Annotated in this window: 29 protein-coding genes; 4 read left to right on the top strand and 25 right to left on the bottom strand. The window is 46.6% G+C overall.

All coding sequences use genetic code 11. From position 1 onward, the window contains the following. Window positions 1-85: 85 nt before the first annotated feature. Complete coding sequence (locus BBG47_RS29765) at window positions 86-253, bottom strand: hypothetical protein (protein WP_175400464.1); 168 nt, start codon at window positions 251-253, stop codon at window positions 86-88. Between the two features lie 197 nt (window positions 254-450). On the opposite strand from BBG47_RS29765, the gene BBG47_RS02020 reads away from it, so the two are divergent. Then, window positions 451-789, top strand: a complete 339-nt coding sequence (locus tag BBG47_RS02020; RefSeq protein ID WP_065290303.1) for a tyrosine-type recombinase/integrase — start codon at window positions 451-453, stop codon at window positions 787-789. Window positions 790-1079: 290 nt separating this feature from the next. On the opposite strand, the gene BBG47_RS02015 is transcribed toward BBG47_RS02020, so the two are convergent. The 14 genes from BBG47_RS02015 to BBG47_RS01950 all read right to left on the bottom strand — a co-directional run bounded on the left by BBG47_RS02015 (window position 1080) and on the right by BBG47_RS01950 (window position 11315). After that, window positions 1080-1364 (bottom strand): DUF4183 domain-containing protein, encoded by a 285-nt coding sequence (locus BBG47_RS02015; protein ID WP_065290302.1) that lies wholly within the window; start codon window positions 1362-1364, stop codon window positions 1080-1082. A 168-nt stretch (window positions 1365-1532) separates the two neighbouring features. After that, window positions 1533-1817, bottom strand: coding sequence for a DUF4183 domain-containing protein (locus BBG47_RS02010; protein WP_044357822.1), 285 nt, complete (start codon window positions 1815-1817; stop codon window positions 1533-1535). Window positions 1818-2176: 359 nt separating this feature from the next. Next, window positions 2177-2617 (bottom strand): DUF4183 domain-containing protein, encoded by a 441-nt coding sequence (locus BBG47_RS02005; RefSeq protein WP_065290301.1) that lies wholly within the window; start codon window positions 2615-2617, stop codon window positions 2177-2179. Window positions 2618-3033: 416 nt separating this feature from the next. Continuing rightward, window positions 3034-3504 (bottom strand): phage holin family protein, encoded by a 471-nt coding sequence (locus BBG47_RS02000; RefSeq protein ID WP_065290300.1) that lies wholly within the window; start codon window positions 3502-3504, stop codon window positions 3034-3036. Between the two features lie 291 nt (window positions 3505-3795). Further along, on the bottom strand, window positions 3796-4725 hold the full coding sequence (locus BBG47_RS01995) for an endonuclease/exonuclease/phosphatase family protein (RefSeq protein ID WP_065290299.1): 930 nt from the start codon (window positions 4723-4725) through the stop codon (window positions 3796-3798). A 214-nt stretch (window positions 4726-4939) separates the two neighbouring features. After that, entirely contained in the window at window positions 4940-5182 is a 243-nt protein-coding gene (locus BBG47_RS01990) for a hydrogenase maturation factor (RefSeq protein ID WP_065290298.1), read from the bottom strand. A 94-nt stretch (window positions 5183-5276) separates the two neighbouring features. Next, entirely contained in the window at window positions 5277-6527 is a 1251-nt protein-coding gene (locus BBG47_RS01985; RefSeq protein WP_021256619.1) for a cation:proton antiporter, read from the bottom strand. A 19-nt stretch (window positions 6528-6546) separates the two neighbouring features. Then, on the bottom strand, window positions 6547-7032 hold the full coding sequence (locus tag BBG47_RS01980) for a cation:proton antiporter regulatory subunit (RefSeq protein ID WP_065290344.1): 486 nt from the start codon (window positions 7030-7032) through the stop codon (window positions 6547-6549). Window positions 7033-7236: 204 nt separating this feature from the next. Beyond that, window positions 7237-7596 carry a hypothetical protein gene (locus BBG47_RS01975; RefSeq protein ID WP_065290297.1) on the bottom strand — a complete coding sequence of 120 codons (360 nt, stop codon included), beginning with the start codon at window positions 7594-7596 and terminating at the stop codon, window positions 7237-7239. A 132-nt stretch (window positions 7597-7728) separates the two neighbouring features. Beyond that, window positions 7729-7977, bottom strand: coding sequence for a DUF3951 domain-containing protein (locus BBG47_RS01970; RefSeq protein WP_065290296.1), 249 nt, complete (start codon window positions 7975-7977; stop codon window positions 7729-7731). 90 nt (window positions 7978-8067) lie between these two features. After that, a complete protein-coding gene (locus tag BBG47_RS01965) occupies window positions 8068-8847 on the bottom strand; it encodes an SDR family oxidoreductase (protein ID WP_065290295.1) in 780 nt (259 codons plus the stop codon). 418 nt (window positions 8848-9265) lie between these two features. After that, window positions 9266-9583, bottom strand: coding sequence for a hypothetical protein (locus BBG47_RS01960; protein ID WP_065290294.1), 318 nt, complete (start codon window positions 9581-9583; stop codon window positions 9266-9268). Window positions 9584-9716: 133 nt separating this feature from the next. Further along, window positions 9717-10508, bottom strand: coding sequence for a hypothetical protein (locus BBG47_RS01955; RefSeq protein ID WP_021256625.1), 792 nt, complete (start codon window positions 10506-10508; stop codon window positions 9717-9719). 165 nt (window positions 10509-10673) lie between these two features. After that, complete coding sequence (locus tag BBG47_RS01950) at window positions 10674-11315, bottom strand: YitT family protein (RefSeq protein WP_021256626.1); 642 nt, start codon at window positions 11313-11315, stop codon at window positions 10674-10676. Between the two features lie 650 nt (window positions 11316-11965). On the opposite strand from BBG47_RS01950, the gene hmpA reads away from it, so the two are divergent. Beyond that, window positions 11966-13180, top strand: a complete 1215-nt coding sequence (hmpA, locus tag BBG47_RS01945; RefSeq protein WP_065290293.1) for an NO-inducible flavohemoprotein — start codon at window positions 11966-11968, stop codon at window positions 13178-13180. A gap of 105 nt (window positions 13181-13285) precedes the next feature. Here the strand turns inward: hmpA and BBG47_RS01940 are convergent, their stop codons facing one another. From BBG47_RS01940 to BBG47_RS01920, 5 genes are all read right to left on the bottom strand, one after another. Further along, window positions 13286-13855, bottom strand: a complete 570-nt coding sequence (locus BBG47_RS01940; RefSeq protein WP_065290292.1) for a manganese catalase family protein — start codon at window positions 13853-13855, stop codon at window positions 13286-13288. Window positions 13856-13906: 51 nt separating this feature from the next. Beyond that, window positions 13907-14176, bottom strand: coding sequence for a spore coat protein CotJB (locus tag BBG47_RS01935; RefSeq protein ID WP_065290343.1), 270 nt, complete (start codon window positions 14174-14176; stop codon window positions 13907-13909). 2 nt (window positions 14177-14178) lie between these two features. Then, complete coding sequence (locus BBG47_RS01930; RefSeq protein ID WP_083189033.1) at window positions 14179-14496, bottom strand: spore coat associated protein CotJA; 318 nt, start codon at window positions 14494-14496, stop codon at window positions 14179-14181. A gap of 197 nt (window positions 14497-14693) precedes the next feature. Then, window positions 14694-15227 carry a GNAT family N-acetyltransferase gene (locus BBG47_RS01925; protein WP_368072421.1) on the bottom strand — a complete coding sequence of 178 codons (534 nt, stop codon included), beginning with the start codon at window positions 15225-15227 and terminating at the stop codon, window positions 14694-14696. A 48-nt stretch (window positions 15228-15275) separates the two neighbouring features. Next, window positions 15276-15785, bottom strand: a complete 510-nt coding sequence (locus BBG47_RS01920; RefSeq protein WP_065290291.1) for a Crp/Fnr family transcriptional regulator — start codon at window positions 15783-15785, stop codon at window positions 15276-15278. A gap of 253 nt (window positions 15786-16038) precedes the next feature. Between BBG47_RS01920 and BBG47_RS01915 the strand changes: the two genes are divergently transcribed. After that, entirely contained in the window at window positions 16039-16476 is a 438-nt protein-coding gene (locus BBG47_RS01915; protein ID WP_051613960.1) for a YhjD family protein, read from the top strand. A 363-nt stretch (window positions 16477-16839) separates the two neighbouring features. On the opposite strand, the gene BBG47_RS01910 is transcribed toward BBG47_RS01915, so the two are convergent. The 3 genes from BBG47_RS01910 to BBG47_RS01900 form a co-directional block, all read right to left on the bottom strand. Continuing rightward, on the bottom strand, window positions 16840-17343 hold the full coding sequence (locus tag BBG47_RS01910) for a YhjD family protein (protein ID WP_065290290.1): 504 nt from the start codon (window positions 17341-17343) through the stop codon (window positions 16840-16842). After that, window positions 17340-18608, bottom strand: a complete 1269-nt coding sequence (locus tag BBG47_RS01905; protein WP_021256635.1) for a DNA polymerase IV — start codon at window positions 18606-18608, stop codon at window positions 17340-17342. Before BBG47_RS01905 ends, BBG47_RS01910 begins: the two co-directional genes overlap by 4 nt. Window positions 18609-18780: 172 nt before the next feature. Next, window positions 18781-18963, bottom strand: coding sequence for a Y-family DNA polymerase (locus tag BBG47_RS01900; protein WP_065290289.1), 183 nt, complete (start codon window positions 18961-18963; stop codon window positions 18781-18783). A 312-nt stretch (window positions 18964-19275) separates the two neighbouring features. Here BBG47_RS01900 and BBG47_RS01895 point away from each other — a divergent pair, with 312 nt between their 5' ends. After that, the gene (locus BBG47_RS01895; RefSeq protein ID WP_065290288.1) at window positions 19276-20007 is read left to right on the top strand and encodes an SOS response-associated peptidase; all 732 of its coding nucleotides are present in this window, start codon (window positions 19276-19278) and stop codon (window positions 20005-20007) included. 87 nt (window positions 20008-20094) lie between these two features. Here the strand turns inward: BBG47_RS01895 and BBG47_RS01890 are convergent, their stop codons facing one another. Together BBG47_RS01890 and BBG47_RS01885 are read right to left on the bottom strand one after the other, a co-directional pair. Next, window positions 20095-20658, bottom strand: coding sequence for a DinB family protein (locus tag BBG47_RS01890; RefSeq protein ID WP_083189032.1), 564 nt, complete (start codon window positions 20656-20658; stop codon window positions 20095-20097). Window positions 20659-20722: 64 nt separating this feature from the next. Further along, window positions 20723-21661 (bottom strand): helix-turn-helix transcriptional regulator, encoded by a 939-nt coding sequence (locus tag BBG47_RS01885; RefSeq protein ID WP_065290287.1) that lies wholly within the window; start codon window positions 21659-21661, stop codon window positions 20723-20725. Between the last annotated feature and the right edge of the window lie 4 nt (window positions 21662-21665).

Genomic DNA, 21665 nt, shown 5'->3' with positions numbered 1-21665 from the left:
TTATAAGACAGTACCTGAGAGTATGGTAATGTTAATTGACATTATGAACTAACAAAAAAAAGCCCTAGATGACCTAGAGCTTAGATCAATCATTTGAAAATGCCAATCCATAAAACTCCCCAAACGCTGTGTAAAACACCGCAATTCCTTTTTCATTCTCCTTTATCATATACACATCTTTTACATCGAGTTCGACATAAGGATCATTCTCGCCGGTCTTTACACCATCTACTGGAATCCCAAGCACCTTCATTTGACCACCCTTCCTTTTTATCCAGTATACCCAATGAAAAACCTACATGAAAGGAATTCGACTAGCTTGGGGATTCACCTAAGTTATTGAACATTTAAAATGTCGTCCACACTCTTGTTGATGTCTTTTTATACTTTCTTTATGTCAGGTAGTATGTGGTAGATAGATTAACATTATGCAAAGCAGAATGGGACAATATGAAAAATGATAATGCTGATATTTGGGAAGGAACTTATGGGGATTTCTTATTTTGCAATAAAATCGGGATCCCGTTCCGTCCCAAATCGCTTACAGAAAAATGGAAGGATTTCAACGGTACAATTCCTAAACTGAAGTTCATACGGTTCCATGACTTCCGTCATACGTCGGTTTCCATATTAATCGGAGAAGGTGCTCATGCTAAAACGATATCTAATCGATTGGGCCATTCTAAAATAGGAACAACCATGGACGTCTATGGGCATATTATCGAATCAGTGGATCGAAAGACAGCTTCCATTTTTGATGATGTATTATTCAGTGGCGATGGGGACTAAACTTGAAATTTGGGGACTAATTGTATTAATCATTACATTTTTTCGTCTTTTTTAATCCATTACCAACAGTGCGTTTCCCTTATTCTATAAGTGTTTATCCTTCATGACCGTTTAATACCGTTTATCCATTTCCACATCTCCCACGAAGGTGTCCTAGCAATAGGCACCCGTATTAATTTGTCAGAAACCCTTATGTATGGAACTTATGATGCGTCTTGAAAAAAAGTTGATCCAAGGCTTGCCTTGGATCAACTTGATATTTAAACACACACACTATTTATATATCGGCATTACGTTACGACAAATTCGACGAGGATTGGGGTAGCAGGGTCAAGCGCATCTCCTCCAGGAATCGTTATCGTTGTTGTCGTTACTGTCGACGTATCTGCTGTCTGGATGGTGCCATTAATATAGAGAATATAATAAGCGAATAAACCTGGGAATGCTGTTGCTGCAGCACCAGCGTCATTCGTGAAAGCTGTTGCGGCAACCGCGAATGTGGCGCCAGTTCCAGTCCCGACTCCAATCGTAGCTGCAAATTTCCGACTTGCTATAAATGGTTGAGTAATAGCCATTATTTTCTCCTCCTTTTCTTAAGGGATGCTATATTAGATGCATGTGGGACAAGTATTGAACCTTGCAGTTGTCTTGAAGAAAAAACACATTTAAAAGCCAACAAAAAACTGCTCTGGAATATAACCAGAACAGTCTATGATCAGCATATGAAAAACAATCGTTCTTGGTTAATTCACAATAAACTCAACGATGAGCGGCGTGGCAGGATCAAGCGCATCTCCTCCAGGGATTGTTATTGATGTTGTCGTAACTATAGACGTATCTCCCATTTGGAGAACCCCATTGATATAAAGGTCATAGTAGGCAAATGAGGCTGGAAATGAAGTTGCTGCAGCACCAGTATCATTTGTAAATGCTGTGGCTGCAATCGTAAACGCAGCACCTGTTCCCGTGCCTGCTCCGATGGTCGAACTGAATTTCCTGCCTGCCAGAAACGGTTTAATAATTGCCATTTATTTCACTCCTCTTTTGGGATACCTTATTTAATGCTGATCCTAGAGGTACTGATTGTGTACATGACATGGTGAACGCTCAGGTTACAACTTAAATCTTTTCCAAAAAAATTAGCATGCTTGCAAAATTTTCGTGTTTGCTTTCCTCCAACAATCTTGGAGAAAGAGAAAGTATACCTTCTTTGGTTAAAGGTCTTTCTCGACTTAAGCTTAAGGTAATATCTATGTATCCTATTTTTTCACCTCCTGTTGTAAGATTGCGGATCGAAATTATATCCCACATACAGGAAACAAGCGACTAATTGGCCCCTCATGATCTGTTCCCCGCTTTCTTAAGTTTGTTCGATCACTAATCCGAATCATCCCATTTCCGCATGAAAAATTCGTATGAACTGAAGCGTTATAGGAACGCCGTCCACTGGCACCTCATCAATGGTTAATGCCCCAGCCGACACCTTGTATACAATAAGCGGCTGAAGAACGCCGTTGATGAACAAGTTCGTGTAGGAAACAGTTGCCGGATCCAGTATGTCCGAGCTTCCGTATTGCGGCAGCGCATTCTCATTCGTGTACGTGGATTTTACCCCGTCGCTTCTTGTAATGAATTGGAACGTTTCTACCTTCAGCACCTTGCCCGTCTCCGGTGGAGCCGGCGGTACCGGTGGAACAGGAAATATTAGCGCGCACCCAGGGGGTGGCCATATGCTTCCAGACGTCAGCCCGCTCGCCTGGGCATATTCGAATTTCAGCTTACTACTCCAAGGTTTCGACGTTATGCGAATCACATTATCACCGTTCATATATCCACCTGTCCCCTTACCCAAATTTATGTCGTGCTTTGATAATGCTTATGATATTCATATCCTTTTAGCCTGCTTAGGGCATATATACATTCCATAATCAAATCCGCAAAAAGAGGCTGCACAAGAGCCAATTAACAATGCTCTGAAACAGCCCTTCGTCATCGTGTTCCGCAATATTCAGCCGAAAAACAAGCAACTTGATAACCATCATCCGGTCTCTGACCGACCTTACCTGAAATTTATGTAGGAGCAACATATTTTCCACAAAGACAGCCTTCCTTCGAGATCATTCACGTTCACGGATAGAATAAGGAGTGCCTCTCATTCCAGCATCAAACATACTAGCTGTCCAAGGCCACTCCTTCCTTCCACCGCCGCATCGCGTTCAAGGCTCGTCCTTTTTGAACAACAGCTTAGATTTGAGGGGAGTTGTCATCTTTCTCCTGCTGGTTGTCTCGCTTATCCCCCTTCTGACTGTCGTCTCCATCGTTACTTTTATCCTTCAATACAAAAATCGCCTTTTTGATTACATTTGGGACCGGTACACCGAGTCGGCCTCCATTCTCAACAATCGACAACACCTCATTAGCCATATAAAAGTATGTTGTCGCATCTCGAATCAGATCTTTGCTATTAAACGTAATATCGATCTGATGAGCGAGCGCAATAATGAAGAAAATGAATACTTTGCGTGCTATCCCGACAAGACCGACCCGACTCAGCAGTTTTCCTTCCACAGCGGAAGCTAACATCCCTGTCACATAATCTAATATTACCATCGTTAACAGAACCTGAACTAACGCAGGCCATCCTCCAAATACAAACGAAAACGTCCCTCCAACAGCTGCAGCACCCGTTTTGAGTAGAAGATTGAATCGGTCCATGCTTGCCCTCCTCTGCAGTCGTATACACTTCGGCCTGTATCTAGCACTTTCAATGCCTCTGCTAGAGTATTGACGAAGCACTCGCAGACCCTGACTATATGATATGCAGCATGCTCGTTGCCCGACAAAGGCAAGCCTCCTAACTCGCTTTCATTGCAACAATGGTCAGGATGATTTTGATTTACTAGATTGAAAGATTTGCACTCAGTCAAACAATGGCCTAACCTTCCCTTCCCCGGCAATTGATCAACAGCAAAATACGGTACCCCACGGAGTACCGTATCCGTATCCCTATTCCTTATTCAATATACCGGCTCGCTCAATTGTCCCTTTACCTTGGACTATCCGTTCATAGCTCACTTGAATGGATGCTCCAATGTCCATCGGAATCCTTGCAGGAATGAGTTCGAAGGTAGAGACAACTGCCCGATGATCAGACGGCCATGGCGTAATCGCAATATCAGTATAGGGACCTCTCTCGCCTACAATACGGCTGTCAATCGTTACTGCAGCTCCTCCTACATACACAAAATCAATGCGATCATGCACCTCATCCAGCGCGATTCGTCCATTTTCCCCAGCTGTCCAGGTTGCAGCAGGCCTCACGAATGGATCAGGGTAAGCATCTCGATAGGAATCTCGCAACTGTAGCTGCTCCAATCGTAAGGACACCGGCCATTCGACAGCTACGCCAAAGTGCATGCTCTTCGCTTCATCTGTCCAATCCAGATGGGAAGGAACATTGAAATCGCCTGTGAGAAACACCGGAACGCCTTGACTTGCCAATTGTCCGAGCAGATGGAACCGACTGTTCATCTCCTGCATATGAATTCGGTTCTCGTTCTCCACCACAACTGCAGCATCCAGCCCATCCCGTATGTCATAGGGCCCATACGGCTCGTGGCACAGGTGAACATTGCTCATGGCAGCCACCTCGTCCGGCGCAACCTCTATCCATATGAACTCCTTATGCGCCGATTGATGAAGTGGATACCGGCTCAAAATACTGTGCCCCTCATCATAGTAATAGTTCAGCTTGTGAGCGAGTGCAGGAAGCTGTCCATCTGCTTCTTGTATGCCGATCACATCCGCTTCTGCGGTTCGAATGGCTTCCGAAACCTGAACAATCGAAGTACTGCCTCTCCAGATATTGAATGTCATTACCTTTAGGTTACGTCCGCTCTCCATTCCTTGAACAAACGAATCCCGCTTGTTCCTCATCACATTACTCCCTCCCCAGCCCAGTAACACAGGTTACGAACTTTCCTAACGTGTAGTTATATGAACCGCTACGGATGAACATGACAAGATGTATCGTTCTATCACTGACATTCTCCATAACGCTCGATTCCCCTTCCTGTCCTCTAAGACAAAAACAAAAGCCGCTGAATGCTCAGCGGCTCAAATTCGTAACCATCATAGATGGAATGTTCCATTACGCATAGGGTTCTGCTAGACAGTACTCGTCCTCCATATGGCGAATCCATTCTTCCAGCTCATCCAGCTGTTCGAAGGTTCGAACCGCAATAGGAGCGCGGTTAGGTATGTCTCGCTGCAAGATGACAGTATCGCCCGCCATCATGCGTTCCCTTGCATGTCTATAGATTGCATCCACCCGTTTCCAATCCTTGTGTTCATAAGCGTTCCCAATCTGCGTGAGATCGATAGTGATATTCATACGCTATCCCTCCCTTGAATGGGTATGCCTTACAATATATAATATAACCTATTTTTCTCAAAACGTACCCAATCTTTAAAGATGAGCCATCCAATTATACACCATCTGAGTTCGTGCTCTGTTCCTTGCCACGAACTCGCTTCTTCCCGAATAGCGATTTACTCCCTTGAATCCCCTTATCGACCAGGTTGTATATGCGCTTGGACTCCTTCGTTAAGAGCGGACCTAAGATCGCCAGCAACAATACATATAGCACGGCAAAAGATTGGACAACCGGTAGCAGCCCTCCAGCCTTGCCGATATTCGCCATAATAATGGAGAACTCTCCTCTTGAGGCCAATGTGAAACCAATGTTAATGGAAGCACGGCTCGATAAGCCTGCTGCGCGACCTGCCAGCATCCCTGCGATGACATTCCCGATTATTGTCAAGATCACGGCGACAATCGCCATACCAACTGCTCCGCCTAATGTCATTGGGTCAATTGTTAAGCCGAAGCTGAAGAAGAACACAGCCCCAAAGAAATCACGGAAGTTAATCACATAATGTTCAATCCGCTTTACATGCTGGGAATCAGCAAGTACAAGTCCTACTAATAGAGCTCCTATCGCCTCTGCCACATGCAGTGTTTCCGAAAATCCAGCTACGAGGAACAGCGTTGCCATCACCAAAATAAGGAACAGTTCTGATGATTTCCCGTTCAAGATTCGATCAATGAACGGCATCGCCTTGCGGCCCAAAATAATGAATAACAAAATGAATACAAGTGCAGATCCCGTTGTCATCAGTACCGTTCCGAGGGATGCGCCCCCGCTAAGTACAAGACCGGATAAAATGGACATATGAATAGCGATGAATAAATCGTCAAACATAATCATGCCCATAATCACTTCAGTTTCCGGATTCGCCGTCCGTTTTAAATCGACCAATACTTTCGCTACTATCGCGGTTGATGAACTTGTCATAATCCCGCAAATGACTAGTGTCTCCGCAAGTGGCATTCCCATCAGCCAACCTATCAACAAGCCGGAGACGAAGTTAATCGCAATATAGGAAATTCCTCCAACCACGATGGATTTCCCTGATTTGAGCAAGCGTCCTACGGAGAATTCCAGCCCCAAGTAGAACAACAGGAACAGTACCCCAATACGCCCCATAAAATCAATAAAGACTGAACTCTCAATGAAACGGAAGTCAAATATCCAAAAGTGCGGCGCGTGCGGCCCTACCGCCATCCCGATCAGAATATAGAAAGGAATGACAGAGAAGCGAAGCTTCGTTGCAATAACGCCCACTAGTCCAATTAAAGCAATAGCTAATCCAACCTCGAAAATAATCGTATCCATAGTTCACCCCGTTTTCTGCTTATTCGCTTCCACTTAACAGCCAAGGCTTAAGCAGCTTAATATGTTGTCTTTCCCCTGCAACGACAAGCGTTGTATGAGCAGATAACACGACATCAGGTCCTGGATTGATTATTTTCTTGTCCTTTTCAAGAATCGCTATAATCGTTGCCCCTGTCGTTTCGCGTACTTTAATTTCTCCGATGCTCTTGCCAACGCAGGCTGCATGAGGCTCCACCTTGTACCATTCAATCATGAGGTCATCCAAGGCAACATTGACCGTCTCGAGTGCCTTCGGCTTATAGATAAGCCCACCAACGATAGCAGCAACTGCGCGCGCCTCATCATCATCCAATGTCACCATCGAAATACTCTCTTCTTGATCCTGCTGATCAAAATGATACATCTCCCGACGTCCATCATCATGTACTATGATGACCAATTGATCTCCATTGCGAGCTTCCAACTGATATTTACGACCGATTCCTGGCAATTCTGTTTCTTTCATATTCAAATGAAATCCCTCCAACCGTCCATAGGTTTATTTTTCCTCACATTGTGAAATAAGGAACTTTATATACATGTCAAACACATCTCTTATGCAGCACAAAATAATCCATGTAGATAGCGATTTTTAATGCCATAGAGAACATCTTGCACTGCTATTCCTTATTCAATTTCAAGTACAGTCTTGTGAATGAATGTAAGAGATTTACACTACGAACGTAGAGGTGAATTTGATAGGCATGAGAAATAAACGCTTCCGTATAACGAAGAAACAGCTGTGGAGAAACCTAATAACAGGGGGCATACTAAAGGTGAATTCCTTGAAGAAGAGAATAAACATCACTACAATCTTCTTCACAAATAGCTGCTTCATGGCAGAGGCATGCCGTGAAACTGGTATAAACTGCTGCTCATGGAAGGACTTCGCCAGCTTGGAGGGATTGTTCCAGTTGACGCGATCTTCTTCGACCATAAACGTGGAAAATACCGAACACAAAAGCAGGAGGGCAACACACACAACACCAAGTATGCTGTTTTTCTCCCACTGCACACTCAATCTTGTCATATCGCACCCCCTGTCGTTAGTTAATCGTACATTTTTTTATTAGAAATAAGGTTATCATGCAGATCAGTAGCAAGCAAGAAAGATCGAACATCCATTCTCTGGATGAACGCGATTCCGCTCAACTGCAATGGTTCACTTCGACTCTCCAGTTGACATTGCGCCAGATGATTGTGGATCCTTATCATCACCATGACCGGCCTGTTCCTCATGATCTTCCTTCTCTTCATGAAATTCCACGCTCGATTGCGCTGTAATATAATCGAAGGGCGTATAATGAACCTCGACCGGCTCCCGCCTCACGAATTGCTTGTAACCAACCCATCCTACGATCATCATCAGAAATAAACTAAACATGCCAATCATGACTGTGAAATAGATCATTGCATCCTCCTCAGTCGCAGAAATGAGCGTTACTAGATACTACGTAGTACAAGTGGAAACGTTTCATTTTTTTCAGAATCATTCATTCGTCTAATTACGGAAGCCCCCATCTGAATGGATAATTTGCCCCGTAATCCATTCTGCTTCGTCACTCACCAGGAATGACACTAAGCGCGCTGCATCCTCTGGCGTACCAATGCGCCCTGTTGGGAACTTCGGTCTTAAGAAGTCCTGCACGAACGCTTCCATCCCGGAATCGGTCGGACCAGGATCGATCGCATTCACCGTAATTCGATGAGAGGCCAGTTCAGCAGCTAACGAAGTAGTGAAGGCAGATATTGCCCCCTTCGAAGCAGCGTAGGCCAAGTTGCCAGGCTGCGGTTCCTTGTCCTGCCCGGACACGAAGTTCACGATTCTGCCGCCTACTTCCGCAGCCTCAAGCCGCTTCGCGAATTCCACTGATAACATCATCGTTCCTCTTACGTTCACGATACAATGATGATCGATAATCTGTGCCGTCACATGGTGACGGTCGACCTCTACACAATGTGTAGCATTGTTAATGAGGATCGTCGGTCTGCCTAGGCGATTCTCGACTTCATCCAGCAGCCGAACAGCAGCATTGGCATCGAAGTAATCGAGCTCCATATGCCCCACCCGAACCCCGTACTCCCTAAGCTCCTGTGCAAATTGCTCTGGCCAGCCGCCGTTCGCGTCCTCATAGCCGGTCGCCTTATCGTAGTGGCACAAGTGTGTAAAGAGCACATCGACGCCTTTCGCTGCAAGCTCTCTGCAAATAGCTGCACCAATTCCTTTGGAGCGGCTTGCTCCAGTTACAATTGCAATATTACGTCTATTCTCGTTGTACATATTTATCGTCTCCTTATGGGTAAGGAACGGCAATCGCAAGCTTATCGGAGATGCCAATGTACCAAAAAAAGCAGACACCCATGGCGTCTGCTTGGTCAGTTCATAACACTTAACCTTGCGTTCCTTGTAATGGGTATAAATAGACACACCTATCCCGTCATCGAATCTCGTTCGGAATGGTACGATCTATTCAGTTACGGCTCCATTACAAAGTCCACATTTTAAATATGAATCCCCTCTCATACATCTCCTATGCTATTGTATCCCTACATTCGTAATATATCAAGGTTTTCTCGCCATCACCCTCCGCGGGCTGCACGTACCATGCTTGGGATCAACACTGTCTAAAAAAGAAGCCCGGCAGTATGCCGAGCTCCCTTCTCGTGCTTTGTGTCATTACATCCTGCGCCATTTTCAACTAGCGAACCAATCGCAGCCATACAATATCTCTTCCTTCATTGACCCCAATGCGCACGTTTACTCCAGGATGAATACTCCGGAACTCCTCACCTTGAAGATCAGTGGATCCAGTCAAGCGGAATACTTCCTCACGATCCCGCGAATGAATCGTAAGCCGCTCTGCCTCTATTGCCTTGACACTGCCTTCATATTCTTGCACGACTACAGCCGCCTTGCCTGGCTCGATCATCGTGGAATTCACGAAGCCAATCGTAAATGCAGCGGTTCCACCAATAAGTACGATTACAGTTAGGACAATCCACATCCATTTTTTCATACGCAATTCCCCTTCTGACTGACTCGATGCACATAACCGCCTTTGCTCCATCAGCGTTTGCCTTCATTATAACATAGGCACCCATGTACCTCACCTTATCAATGACAATGGTGCTTATACTGAGTTCCCAATGTTATCCTTGGGCAGAGTCAATCTGAGCAGGTTCGCCAAGCTCTAATACCGCCTGCTGCTCGGCAAGAATTCCTGTCATAATCGCTGCATACAATTCACCGATGACCGCACTGGATTCATTGAACGGCTCCAAGCCATCCATCGTCAATACACCGTACGTTCCAAGTGAAATGCAAATCAATGAGCGGTAGGGACTCTTCGATTCTTGATTGCGTTCCCAATCCTCGTCTTTCAGTACATCTGCACATTGGACAGTAACCTGCTTACGGAAGGAACGTCCCGCTACAGAGCGATCAATATGAAGATGGCGCTGTCCAACATAATGGTTCGGGAAGCCAACCGAAGCAAGCTGTAGAATTAGTATTGGCTCCTCATACTTCCAAATGCCGCAGCGATGATGACCGCCTGGAGCGCACTTCATATCTACAGCGAGCATATCCAACATCCGCTGCAGCAGGAAGTTCGATTCGTGAAGAACAGCATACGGGTCTGCCATTCCCCGCAACCCATTAAGCGCATCAGCGAACGGCTTCATATTGCGCAGCGCGGACAGCATTTGAGAAGATGCGTGCTCCGTGAGGCCTCCTGTCACTTGCAAATTGTCCACTTTATCCTGCAGCAGCTTCATTCGATCCTCCCGATTGAGCACCTCATGAATAACTTCGGTAAACTTCTTGTTAATATAGAGTGTCTTAATGAAATAAAACACCAATCCTGCCGCAATCACAACAGCAAAGAGCTGATATGACCATGCCGGCAGCTTGTCAAGCATCGCTTTAATGATCGCTTCCATATCGTCCCTCCTTTCTTACCTGTCCTTGGATCAAGAATATGACGGGAAATGAGCGAACATGCATTCTGCCTTTGATTTTTTTCGAATATAACAAGAAAGAACCGTTCAGTCCTCCCTGATCAGGAAGCAACCGAACGGTTCTCTGTATCCCAAACTCGTGCTTGATTATCCGTGTTGATGCCCAACTGCTGGTCGTACCGGGATGGAACGACTGCGTGTCGTGCCAATCTGTACCGTCCACGTAATTACCTTGCCTGCTATGCTGACAGCTAGTATCGTATACAGCGTGTCGACAAGCGGCAGGAAGAATAAGGACAGCAGCAATACCGCTATATCAAAAATAATAAATACTGTACCTATGCTTAAGTTCATCTTACGGCTCATAAATAATGCCAGAATGTCATCACCGCCTGAAGCGCCTCCATGACGCAGCACGAGACCTGCTCCAAGTCCTGTCAACAATCCAGATAGAACAGCTGCAAGCACCATATTACCGCCTAGATTCATATTCCATGGCGAAAAGCGCTCGCACATCTCGTACGTTAACGAGAACACTCCTGTTGCAATTGCCGTATTCATAATGAATGTCCGCCCTTTCAAAAACCAGGCAGCAATAAATACCGGAACATCCATGCATAACACGGTCAGCGCCGGCGACCAATTAAACGTATACTTGCCAAGCAGCGCTAAACCAACAAACCCGCCTTCAGCCAAATGATTCTGAAAATTAATGTGATAATAACTGAAAGCCAACAACATTGATCCTACCATCATCCAAAAAATCTTACGTAATTGTTCGTTCCCCATCTTCGTAACCTCTCGTTTCGTAATGTAGCCCTTCGACTAACCGAGAGGAGACGGATAGGGGTTCCTATCCTTCGAACCATCATAATTCACGCATCCTTCTCGTGTCAGTCTCCGTCATAGCGACAATTGACAAATCAACGAGAAGAAGCTAGATGTAAGAAAGATCATAACGTTTCCAGACTGTCCTTTGGGGTTTCATCCTTCGGGGACGCATTGGTATCCTGATCCTTTCTTGTTTTGTCTTTTGTATTGCTTTACTGATTGTATTATACCATAATGTATATTCCCTCTAAACCAATCCCATTCTGCAAATATCGCTGTCGTTCGGATTTATTTGCAATGAACTGCTCCGAGCTTGGCATAGTCCTAGTTAAGATCGATATCCTCCCTGATTTCCTCCGAATTACTCACAAATTGGACACTTTTACATTTCATTTTTCAATTTTGTCCTATTCGTTGTTGCGTTCCTCTTCTGTTACTCCTCTATTTTTTCATCATGTTCATAAAGCTATCATATTTAGTGTGCGCGAGATCACATTGTGACGAATATCACATCTATAAAATAGCAGCTTAAACACTGTGATGCCGCATGCATTCGTTCATAATCTACTGCGCATCATATGATCGTCATTAATAAGGAGGAAACTCTTATGTTACAACCTCGCACGATTGAAATTGTGAAATCTACAGTTCCTGTATTAGCTGAACACGGTCCTCAAATTACAACACGCTTCTATCAGCTCATGTTCAGCAATCATCCAGAGCTGCTTAATGTATTCAACCATGCCAATCAACGACATGGCAAACAGCAGATGGCGCTTGCCAATGCGGTCTATGCCGCTGCAGCGAATATTGACCGATTGGAGACAATCTTGCCAGTCGTACGCCAAATTGCCCAGAAGCACCGGGCACTTAACATCAAGCCAGAGCACTATCCGATTGTCGGCAAGCATCTTCTGCTTGCTATCAAGGATGTACTAGGCGAAGCTGCTACTGATGACATTATTGAAGCCTGGGCAGAAGCATATGGCGTTATTGCCGACGTATTTATTCAGGTAGAGGCAGAAATGTACCAGGAAGCCGAACAGCAAATAGGCGGCTGGTCAGATGTGCGACGCTTCCTCGTTGTCCGCAAAGTGGAGGAAAGCGACATGATCACCTCCTTCTACTTGAAGCCTGAGGATGGACAGCCAATCTCCTCCTTCCTTCCTGGCCAATATTTAACGGTTCGGGTTCAGCCGGAGGGACATGAAAATACCCATTATCGCCATTACAGCTTGTCCCAAGCCCCTCAATCCGATACTTACCGCATTAGCGTAAAGCGCGAGAGCGGCAGCGAACATGCACCTGCCGGCATCGTCTCCACCTATCTGCATGACGAGGTGCAAGCAGGTGATGTCATCGAAGCGACTGCACCTGCTGGCGACTTCACATTGAAGCCAGGTACGGCCCCAATTGTGCTGATTGGCGGCGGTGTTGGGCAGACACCTCTTCTCAGCATGCTGCACACGCTGGCGGCAGCAGAACCGAAGCGGGATGTCTATTCGATTCATGCTTCGCGCAATCAAGCGGCGCATGCTTTTGGTCAAGAAATGAATGATCTAGCCGCTCAGCACAGCCATATCCACACTTTCTTCTGTTATGAGAAAGGCAGCGAGGCAGAAGCTTCTGTTCACACCGGCTTCGTGGACGCGCAGTGGCTTAGCTCCATCGTTCCCGCTTCCGTATGGGAGGATGCAGACATTTACTTCTGCGGCCCAGAACCATTCATGAAGGCCATCTACCGAGCAGTGAAGCAGCTTGGGGGTTCTCCTGAGCGTATTCACTACGAATACTTTGGCCCAGCAGGTTCCTTAGAAGTTTAGACCGCAATGACGACAGAAGGGACACTTCTTGCGCTCAGCAAGGGTGTCCCTTCTTCATGTTCGTTATCCGAATCTCTCAACATTCTCTATATACAACTGCGGGAATTAGAATACTTTTTTCAGTTCCCGCTCTTCCTTCAAAATCTCGACAGCCTCCCGGAAGCGCAAGGAGTGCACGACTTCCCTCTCACGCAGGAACTTCAATCCATCCTGCAAGTCGACATCATCCGTCATGTCGATTAACCATTGATACGTAGCACGCGCCTTCTCTTCTGCCGCAATATCCTCATACAGATCCGCGATCGGGTCGCCCTTGGCCTGTATGTAGGTCGCCGTCCATGGATCACCAGCCGCATTGCTGTAGAACAGCGCTTTCTCATGCGCTACAAAATGTGGCCCCAGCCCTGCATCCTCCAGTTGCCGCGGTGTTGCATCCTTCGTCATCTTATATACCATCGTGGCGATCATTTCGAGGTGAGCAAATTCCTCGGTCCCAATATCCGTCAACAACCCAATTACTTTATCTGGTATCGTATACCGTTGGTTCAAGTAGCGCAGCGCCGCTGCCAGCTCTCCATCCGCTCCCCCATATTGCTCCATCAACAGCTTCGCCATGCGAGGATCACACTTGCTAACACGCACTGGATACTGCAGCTTCTTCTCATAGAGCCACAATTCCGCGTCCCCTCCTGTCCATCAAGTTATTTGCCGCCTGACGACACACTGCTAAATCTGCCATGGCCAAGGCGTGGTAGCCCATGTAAATGGACAGCCCGAATAAGAATGGCCGAAGTTCATAAGCGGGCCATACTGCTCTTGGAACTGATGGGCAACCTTCATTCGCTCACTGACGTAGTAATTGAACTGCTGAATCGCCTGCAGATCTCCAGGATGAGTGTCCAAGTACAGATTCAGCTCCAATAATACGAAGTCGATTACTTGCAGCTGTTCCAAGCTTCTGCGGTATTCCTCGGTTTGATAAGGATGTACACTCATCGTCAAGCTTCTTCCTCCCCTCGCTGGTTTCTGCGGGAATGGTACGGGCTGTATAGGGCAGGCCATAAGGTTCCACAGCGTAGTGCCTGCGCAGGTGGGAACTGTGGGAGATTAGGCGGCTGGAACGTGATGAATTGGTTGATGGGTACAACAAAGACGGAATAAGGCAGTGGCGGACAGGGGTCACACGGACTTCGGAACGGGAAATATACACGCTCCTGCGGCACAGCCTGTTCCGTCGGACAACAGCCGCTTCTCTCTTGCTGTCCAACCGGAGGCAGATCTTCTGAAGCTAAATTTCGCTGTAATTCGTGTTCCATGACACTCTTTACGCCTCCTTGCATTCATGTTCGCATTTACTCGATCTCTTACTTGTATGTGAGAGTAGGAATGTCCCATGTACATAATTTAAGCCAAGATGTGACAGATCTGATTTTCTGTACACCTTGGCTTTATTGGCGCTATAGGATTGAATGTCAAATAATAAAGAACGAGTATTGAGCTCCGTTTCTGTCGCTTACGATACGATCTCTCTGTTGGTGATGCCGTATATCGCTTGCTGTTCGCCAAATCTTTGCACCGTATCCCGGAAGCTCATGCCGATTCGTTCCAAGAGCCTGCATGAGGCCTTGTTCGCAGCTTGTGTTTCGGCGATCACTTCAGGCAATCCTAGTTCGCGAAATGCGTAATCAATCACTGCTGTAACTGTCTCTGCCGCATATCCAGAGCCCCACCATTCAGGCAGCAGCTCATAAGATACCTCCGTACTGACGCCATCATGGTGCGTATCTAGAGAAATCAACCCGATAAACGCATTCATTTGCTTTTCTCTAATGATCCAGAACGAGGCTCCTTCCTGAGAAGCAAGCATTCTGCGGAAGCTGCCTGTAATCGCCTCTTCCTCTGTCCATGCCCCGCCCAGATATTTGCGTACCTCCTCGTTCACATACAGCCGTCTTACGTTATCATAGTCACTTGCTTGCAGCTTGGTAAGTGTACAACGTTTCGTCTCAAGCAACATATAGCCCTCCGATATGATTACAGGATTCAAAATGATCCTTCTATTAAAGCACACTTGGGTGGCATTTGAAATCCCATCCTATATCTGACCCTGACGAAGAAGCCGATTTACCGTTTCCCGCCGCACACCAATAAATTGGCCGATTTCTTCTTGTGTCAATAATTCGGTAATAGGCATCGTATCCGCATAGCTTCTCAGCCATGCTGACAACAGCTCTAGTCGTTCACTCGGTGTCCCGATAGTCAAATGATCAATGCGCTGCTGCATGAAACGCAGCTTATCTTGAAGCAGCTTCGCAACATCAAACGCCTTGTCCGGCTGCTGCCGCAAGCCTTCATACCACTCCTCAGCCGGAATCCGTTCCACGACCGTCTTAACCATCGCGATCGCTGTTCCGTGACATTCCTTCGGCGTGATTAAGGAATGATGCGGGACGATTTCGCCCGTGTATACGAGGTTGAACAAAATAATATTGCCGTTCTCATGCAAGCGTGTAACCTTGCACAGCCCGCTTATAATGCGGTACAAATACGTTCCTGGATCTCCTTGTCGAAATAAAACTTCTCCCCGATGCAGTGTCATAATCATTTTTGCTGCCCCCCTAATTGCCGTTCCGTCTATGAATGCTGCCGCATTCGCACATATGTTGTACCTATTGTACCGATTTCTCCCCCTTTTGACCACGTTTGGTTGTTGAAATACGAATGTTTGTTCGGTATTATGGATATAATGAGAACAAGAGTTCTCTATCTGCTCTTTTTAAATAGATATCTCATGCCTCACACGACATGAGGCCATGCATATGGCATACACGCGATATATACAAGGAGGAAGAACGCGCATGGGTACACCATTCGCATCGAACGGCTCTCCCCCCCACAACGGAGAAGATGCCTACATTGTCAAGCAATATATTATTCAAACGCTAATCTTGGATGTGCTGGAACGCGACATTGAACGGATTGGAGCCTCTAATTTGAAGATGGCCGACATCTACACACAATGTCTAAGACAAGCACAAGATAATGTTTCTCTCGATTTGTACCGCCTGCGCAAACAGTTTCGCAACCGCGGCATTAAAGTGTATGAGGAGGAACGGCTTGAACATGGGATTCGTGTCCAATACGTATGCCGAGGCTATCAACATTCGTTCTACATGCTGCGCGGCTTGATTCGTGCAGAGGTGAAGAACCGCATGCAGGCTTACTTGAACATTGCCGCCTCCCAAGCTTCGAATCCAGACACAAGTATGGGTAGTCCCCTTACTCGGCACCAATAGGTTTACAGCCCATATTCACCGCTGCTCATCTTATCCACTTCCTCAGAACAATGCCCCTTGGCAAGGACGGAGCAGCCGCTCTTCTGATGCTTACTAAGGGGCATTTCTGATCACGTGCTTTCCCAGCATCGTCAATGAGACAGCCCGCAGAATTCACTGCATCCTCGAACTTTCGATTGTTGGAGTCTATCCCCTATTAACGCTGTGGATGAATACACAATGGAAAAGATAAAAACCTGTTGAGGATTTCTCAACAGGCTAACCAGTCCCGAGTTGGGGAAATTGGCATTCTTCGTTATGGCTTTGTCAGGCTTAGAAGTCAAATTAGGCTCAGGTGCTCTCTTTCTTCTTCTCTTGACTCGATTAATAACGCGGCTCTATTTCAACTAAGTTGCTTAATTTAGTGGTAAGTCTGTCCGTGTATCGAGCTAACCTTCTGCTTATCTCCATCTTCATGTACTCTTTCGTTATATGAAAGCTATCCTCATAGCCATGGTACGCATAGTGTAATATCATTGTACTATCATGCTTCTCTTCATCTACAATACGAATTTCTTTTCTCAACATCTCCTGTCTTCTTTTGGACAGGTCGGTAGAGATATCATTTGCAAGGATTTGAGCAGCCTTGGTATACAGAGATTTCAATGTCTCAGAGGATCCCTTCATTTCGTGAATTTTCTTAGTTACCATCGTACACATCACCGAAAGTAGAACATAATCGCGCATTAATTCAATATCTTCCCTCTTTGGCTGGTTTAACTCCCCGCTTGACGTATCACTATGCCTTCTCAACAGAGCCTCCCGATGTTGCGGTAACATCATCCGGCTGGACTCCCAAAGACCATTCTTCTCGAGCTTTTTACTCATTTATAATGCCCCCCGATTTTCAGGGATCTCTCTACCGCTTGACCTGCATAGGTAAGAGAAGAAGCTCTGATAATTGCCGCATTGCCATATCGATCCTTAATCATATCCGTCACCTTATCCAGCGCTCTAGCTCTGACTTGATCTTCAAAGAGCGTTAGTTGATACTGCTGGTCATCTTCCAATGTGCTTAGCATAACACCTACACGACGTACAGGCATTCGATCCCAATATTGATAAAAAATTCGCTTGACCATATCAAATACTTTATTTGTATGATTCGTCGGATCCGGCATTTTCATTTGGCGTGAGAATCCTGTGGGCGCTTCATACGGGCTGCACATGCAGCTTACGGTTACGACCCAGCCCATATACCCTTTTATCCGACAATCTCGGCAGACTTCCTCCGTCAACTCCAACAGGATGGTATCGATCTCCGTAGAATGCACATAATCTCTGGGCAGGGTCATCATGTGACCAATCGATTTGGGAGGTGTTTGAAATGTACCCGGTGTTACCGGACTATCATCCAAGCCGTTCGCAGTTCGCCACATCACCTCGGCATGAATATCCGACTGTTTGCCGAAACGGGCTCGAAATTTATTTTTGAGCTGAGGCAATGGAGTTCTCGCAATATCCCCAATCGTAACGATCCCTAGTTTCGCAAAATGCTTGCACATTCGAGATCCAACACCGAACATTTTATGAACGGGCTCTTTCCACAGCATGGTGGGAACGTCGGATGGATGCAAAGTAAAAATACCGCTTTTATTTTTTTTGGCCCAAATATCCGTTGCCGTCTTAGCCAATATTTTATTGGTACCGATGCCAATTCGAATCCGCACCCCTGTCTGGAGCATTACTCGTTTCTGGATTTCCTTCGCAATGGTGATTGGATCACCAAAAATGGATTGACTGGCTGTCACATCCAAAAATTGTTCGTCAATACTAAACACTTCAACTAAATCCGTAAACTCTTCATAAATCTGAGTAATCATCAATGAAACATCGATATAATGCTGCATACGAGGACGCATAATGATGAGATCGGGGCATTTCTTGAGTGCTTCACCCAACCGTTCGGCTGATGTCACACCAAAACTTTTAGCGATCGGGCACGCGGCCAGAATAATCCCTGAACGACGTGTAGGGTCACCAGCTACTGCTACTGCTTTATTTTGATATTCTGGATGGTCTGCTTTTTCTACACTTGCATAGAAGCTTTCGCAATCGGCCAAAAATATAACCCTTTCCCTTTTCTGACTCACATTAAGCCCTCCAATATTTATAAATCATATTACATACACAATCGTAAAATGAGAACGTATATTCTCATTATATTCCGAACGTACATTCGTTATGCAAGTAATAGGCTGCCCGTCACATCCAAATGCTGTTCATCCATACGAAGCTGAACAATAATAAGGTCTGGGCATTTCCCTATGGCTTCGCCAAAGCTGCTCTCCTGTTGTGAGGCCATACTTCTTGGCTATTGGATAAGCCTACAGTACGATGCCCGAAACAACGAGCAGGATCGCCCGCTACAATTAACGGACGATCCTTATATTCAGGGTGTGCATCCTTCTCCACACTCGCATAGAACGATTGACAATCTGCCAACATAATAACTCGTTCTCATGATTTATTCGGTTTGCCATCCATACACCCTTCACCCCACTGAGAACGTTTGTTCTTATATACTCAGAATACCGAACGTACATTCTCTTTTCAACAGGGAGATTTTGAAAATTCGGATCGAATGGCGTCGAGCAGGTGAGGATCTACTGCGGATTGCGTATAAATCCAAATTCACGCTGAATGTATGTAAAGTTTAAGTCGTTGCATGTGACTGAGGGATCACCTCACGGGAAGAAAGAGAATGTGGTATGATGGGGTCACCATAGGATAGAACGGACAAGAGAGGAGAAACGTAACGTGTGTGGCCGATATACATTAACCGTGACCATTGAACAGCTAATGGCGCATTATCTGCTTGATTCAGGAGCCCTCGTACCCTTCCATGAGCCGCGCTACAATATTGCGCCGAGCCAGCAAGTACCTGCCCTGATTCACGATGGAACGAAGCTGCGGCTTGGACCGCTTAAGTGGGGCCTCATTCCAGCTTGGGCGAAGGACGAGAAGTTCGCTGCACGAACAATTAATGCACGCGCCGAAACCGTTCGGGACAAGCCCGCCTTCCGCCTCCCATTCCAGCGGAAGCGGTGTGTTATACCAGCAGACAGCTTCTATGAATGGAAACGCAATCCAGATGGAACGAAGCAGCCTATGCGTATTAGACGCGCTGATGGTGGTATTTTCAATATGGCAGGATTATATGACACATGGGTCAAACCCAATGGGGAGAAAATCAGCACCTGTACGATCATCACGACGACTCCGAACGAGCTGATGGAGCCGATTCATGATCGAATGCCGGTTATTTTACCAGAGGATCAGCTGTCATTCTGGCTTGATCGCCGAATGACCGACACCGGGAAGCTTCAATCCGTTCTCCTTCCCTATCCGTCTAAGCTAATGGAGGCCTATCCAGTCAGCGCTAAGGTGGGGAATACACGAGTGGACGATCCCTCCTGTATCGAGCAGATAAGCGAGCAGCACCAAGAGGAGACACCAGACAGCGTCCCCCCTACCTTATTTACGCTATAAACCTATCGCTAGCATATAGCAGTATCACGCCATGCTCCTTCATCTCGCAATCGCGCACCTTAGAGCATCCGATACTCCGATGCTAATTCAATACGAGGCTGATGGAGTTCCCCGGAGAAATTCCGCCAGGCGTCCCCGCTGCAGAGCATGGTGACGGAAGTGCATATCCACAAGCAAGTACCATTCCATCGCACTCAAGTAGCCGAAGCCTGGATGCATCGTTCTATGATGCTCTGGAATCGAGGCAATAACAGGTTCAAGCTCGTTCATGCGTCGCAGTACTGCCTGCATGCCTTCTACAACCTCCTCCTTGCTGGCAGGCTGAGGTGGCGTATATTCTGGAGAGGCTGGCACCTTCACACGAATAGGAGGAATGCTCCCAGCCGCAAAGGCCATACTGCCCTGATGCGTCTTCTCCAACTGGTCATTGCCAGCTGCATCTACAGTCATGTCGCGGCACACTTCCACCTGACGGAGATGCATAAAGAGCGCAGAGCGGATCAAATGCATATAGACCTGCCCGAGAGACCACTCCTCCTCGCTTGGCTTACGTGTAATCTCCTCCATACTATAAAGATCAAGCTCCTGTACAACCTGCTTCACTGATTCCTCCAGGCTTAACAGTGACTGATGTGGGGTCATATTTGTCATTAGTAAAAGCTCCCTTCGAACGAATATACCCCTACTATACGCGAACGCTACTGACAACAGTATGTCAGTAGCGATTTAGCTGCTGCAATATTTTTTCTGCCTCAAAGCGGACAAGGGCTCTAAGCGACTCCGGTTCCAATACAACCGCTGCCGAACCCCACCCTAGAATCCAACCAAGCACATCTTCAGGTTGTCTCACTCGCAATGTCACAAGTGCCCCTTCTGGATGTTCCTCCATGGTATCGATAAAGAAATATCCCTGCTCCTTCACACGCTCAGCGGCAGCGGCGTGCAGAAGTACACGTACAAGGAGCTGGCGATCATCTGTCGGCTGATAAGACTGTAGGGAGAAGTCGGGCGGACGAGTGAATGATTCATCCAGCAGTTCTAAATCCTGTATGCGACTAAGTCGGAAATGTCTAAGTCCCTGTCTAAGATGACAATAAGCCACCATCGACCATGTTCCTTTGATATGCACAATCCCGTAGGGATCTACCTTGCGAACATGTTCTCTACGGCCATCGTCCCCTTGAACAGGCTTCACATAGCGGAAGCGCACACTTCGCTCCTCCATTACAGCACGCCGCAGCAGAGCAAGTCCTTCTGCATGCGCAGAATGGGCAATGAGCTTCAAGGAAGAGCGCATCCGTTCCGTATCCTGCCGTACCGATTGTGGCATGACTGATTCAAGCTTGCGCCGAACGGCCTGTATCGTATCTTCATGAGCTCTTCCGAACTGCTGCTCCATATAATCTACGCCAAGCAAAATCGCCTCTGCTTCCTCCGCTGTAAAATGAACAGGCGGCAGAAAATAGCCATCCATGAGCGAGTATCCTTGGCCGGGAGCTCCGATAATCGCAACCCCTGCTTCACAGAGCGCCTGAATATCGCGATAGATTGTACGGACACTCGTCTCGAATACAGATGCCAGATCCTCTGCACGCAGCGTACCTCTGCGCTGCAGCTCCAGTACAATCGCCATCATGCGATCCGTCTTATTCATCGCT

It is taken from the genome of Paenibacillus sp. KS1, assembly GCF_001680695.1.
Taxonomy (GTDB): Bacteria; Bacillota; Bacilli; order Paenibacillales; family Paenibacillaceae; genus Paenibacillus_B; species Paenibacillus_B suaedae.
This window is presented reverse-complemented; position numbering and strand designations above follow the sequence as displayed.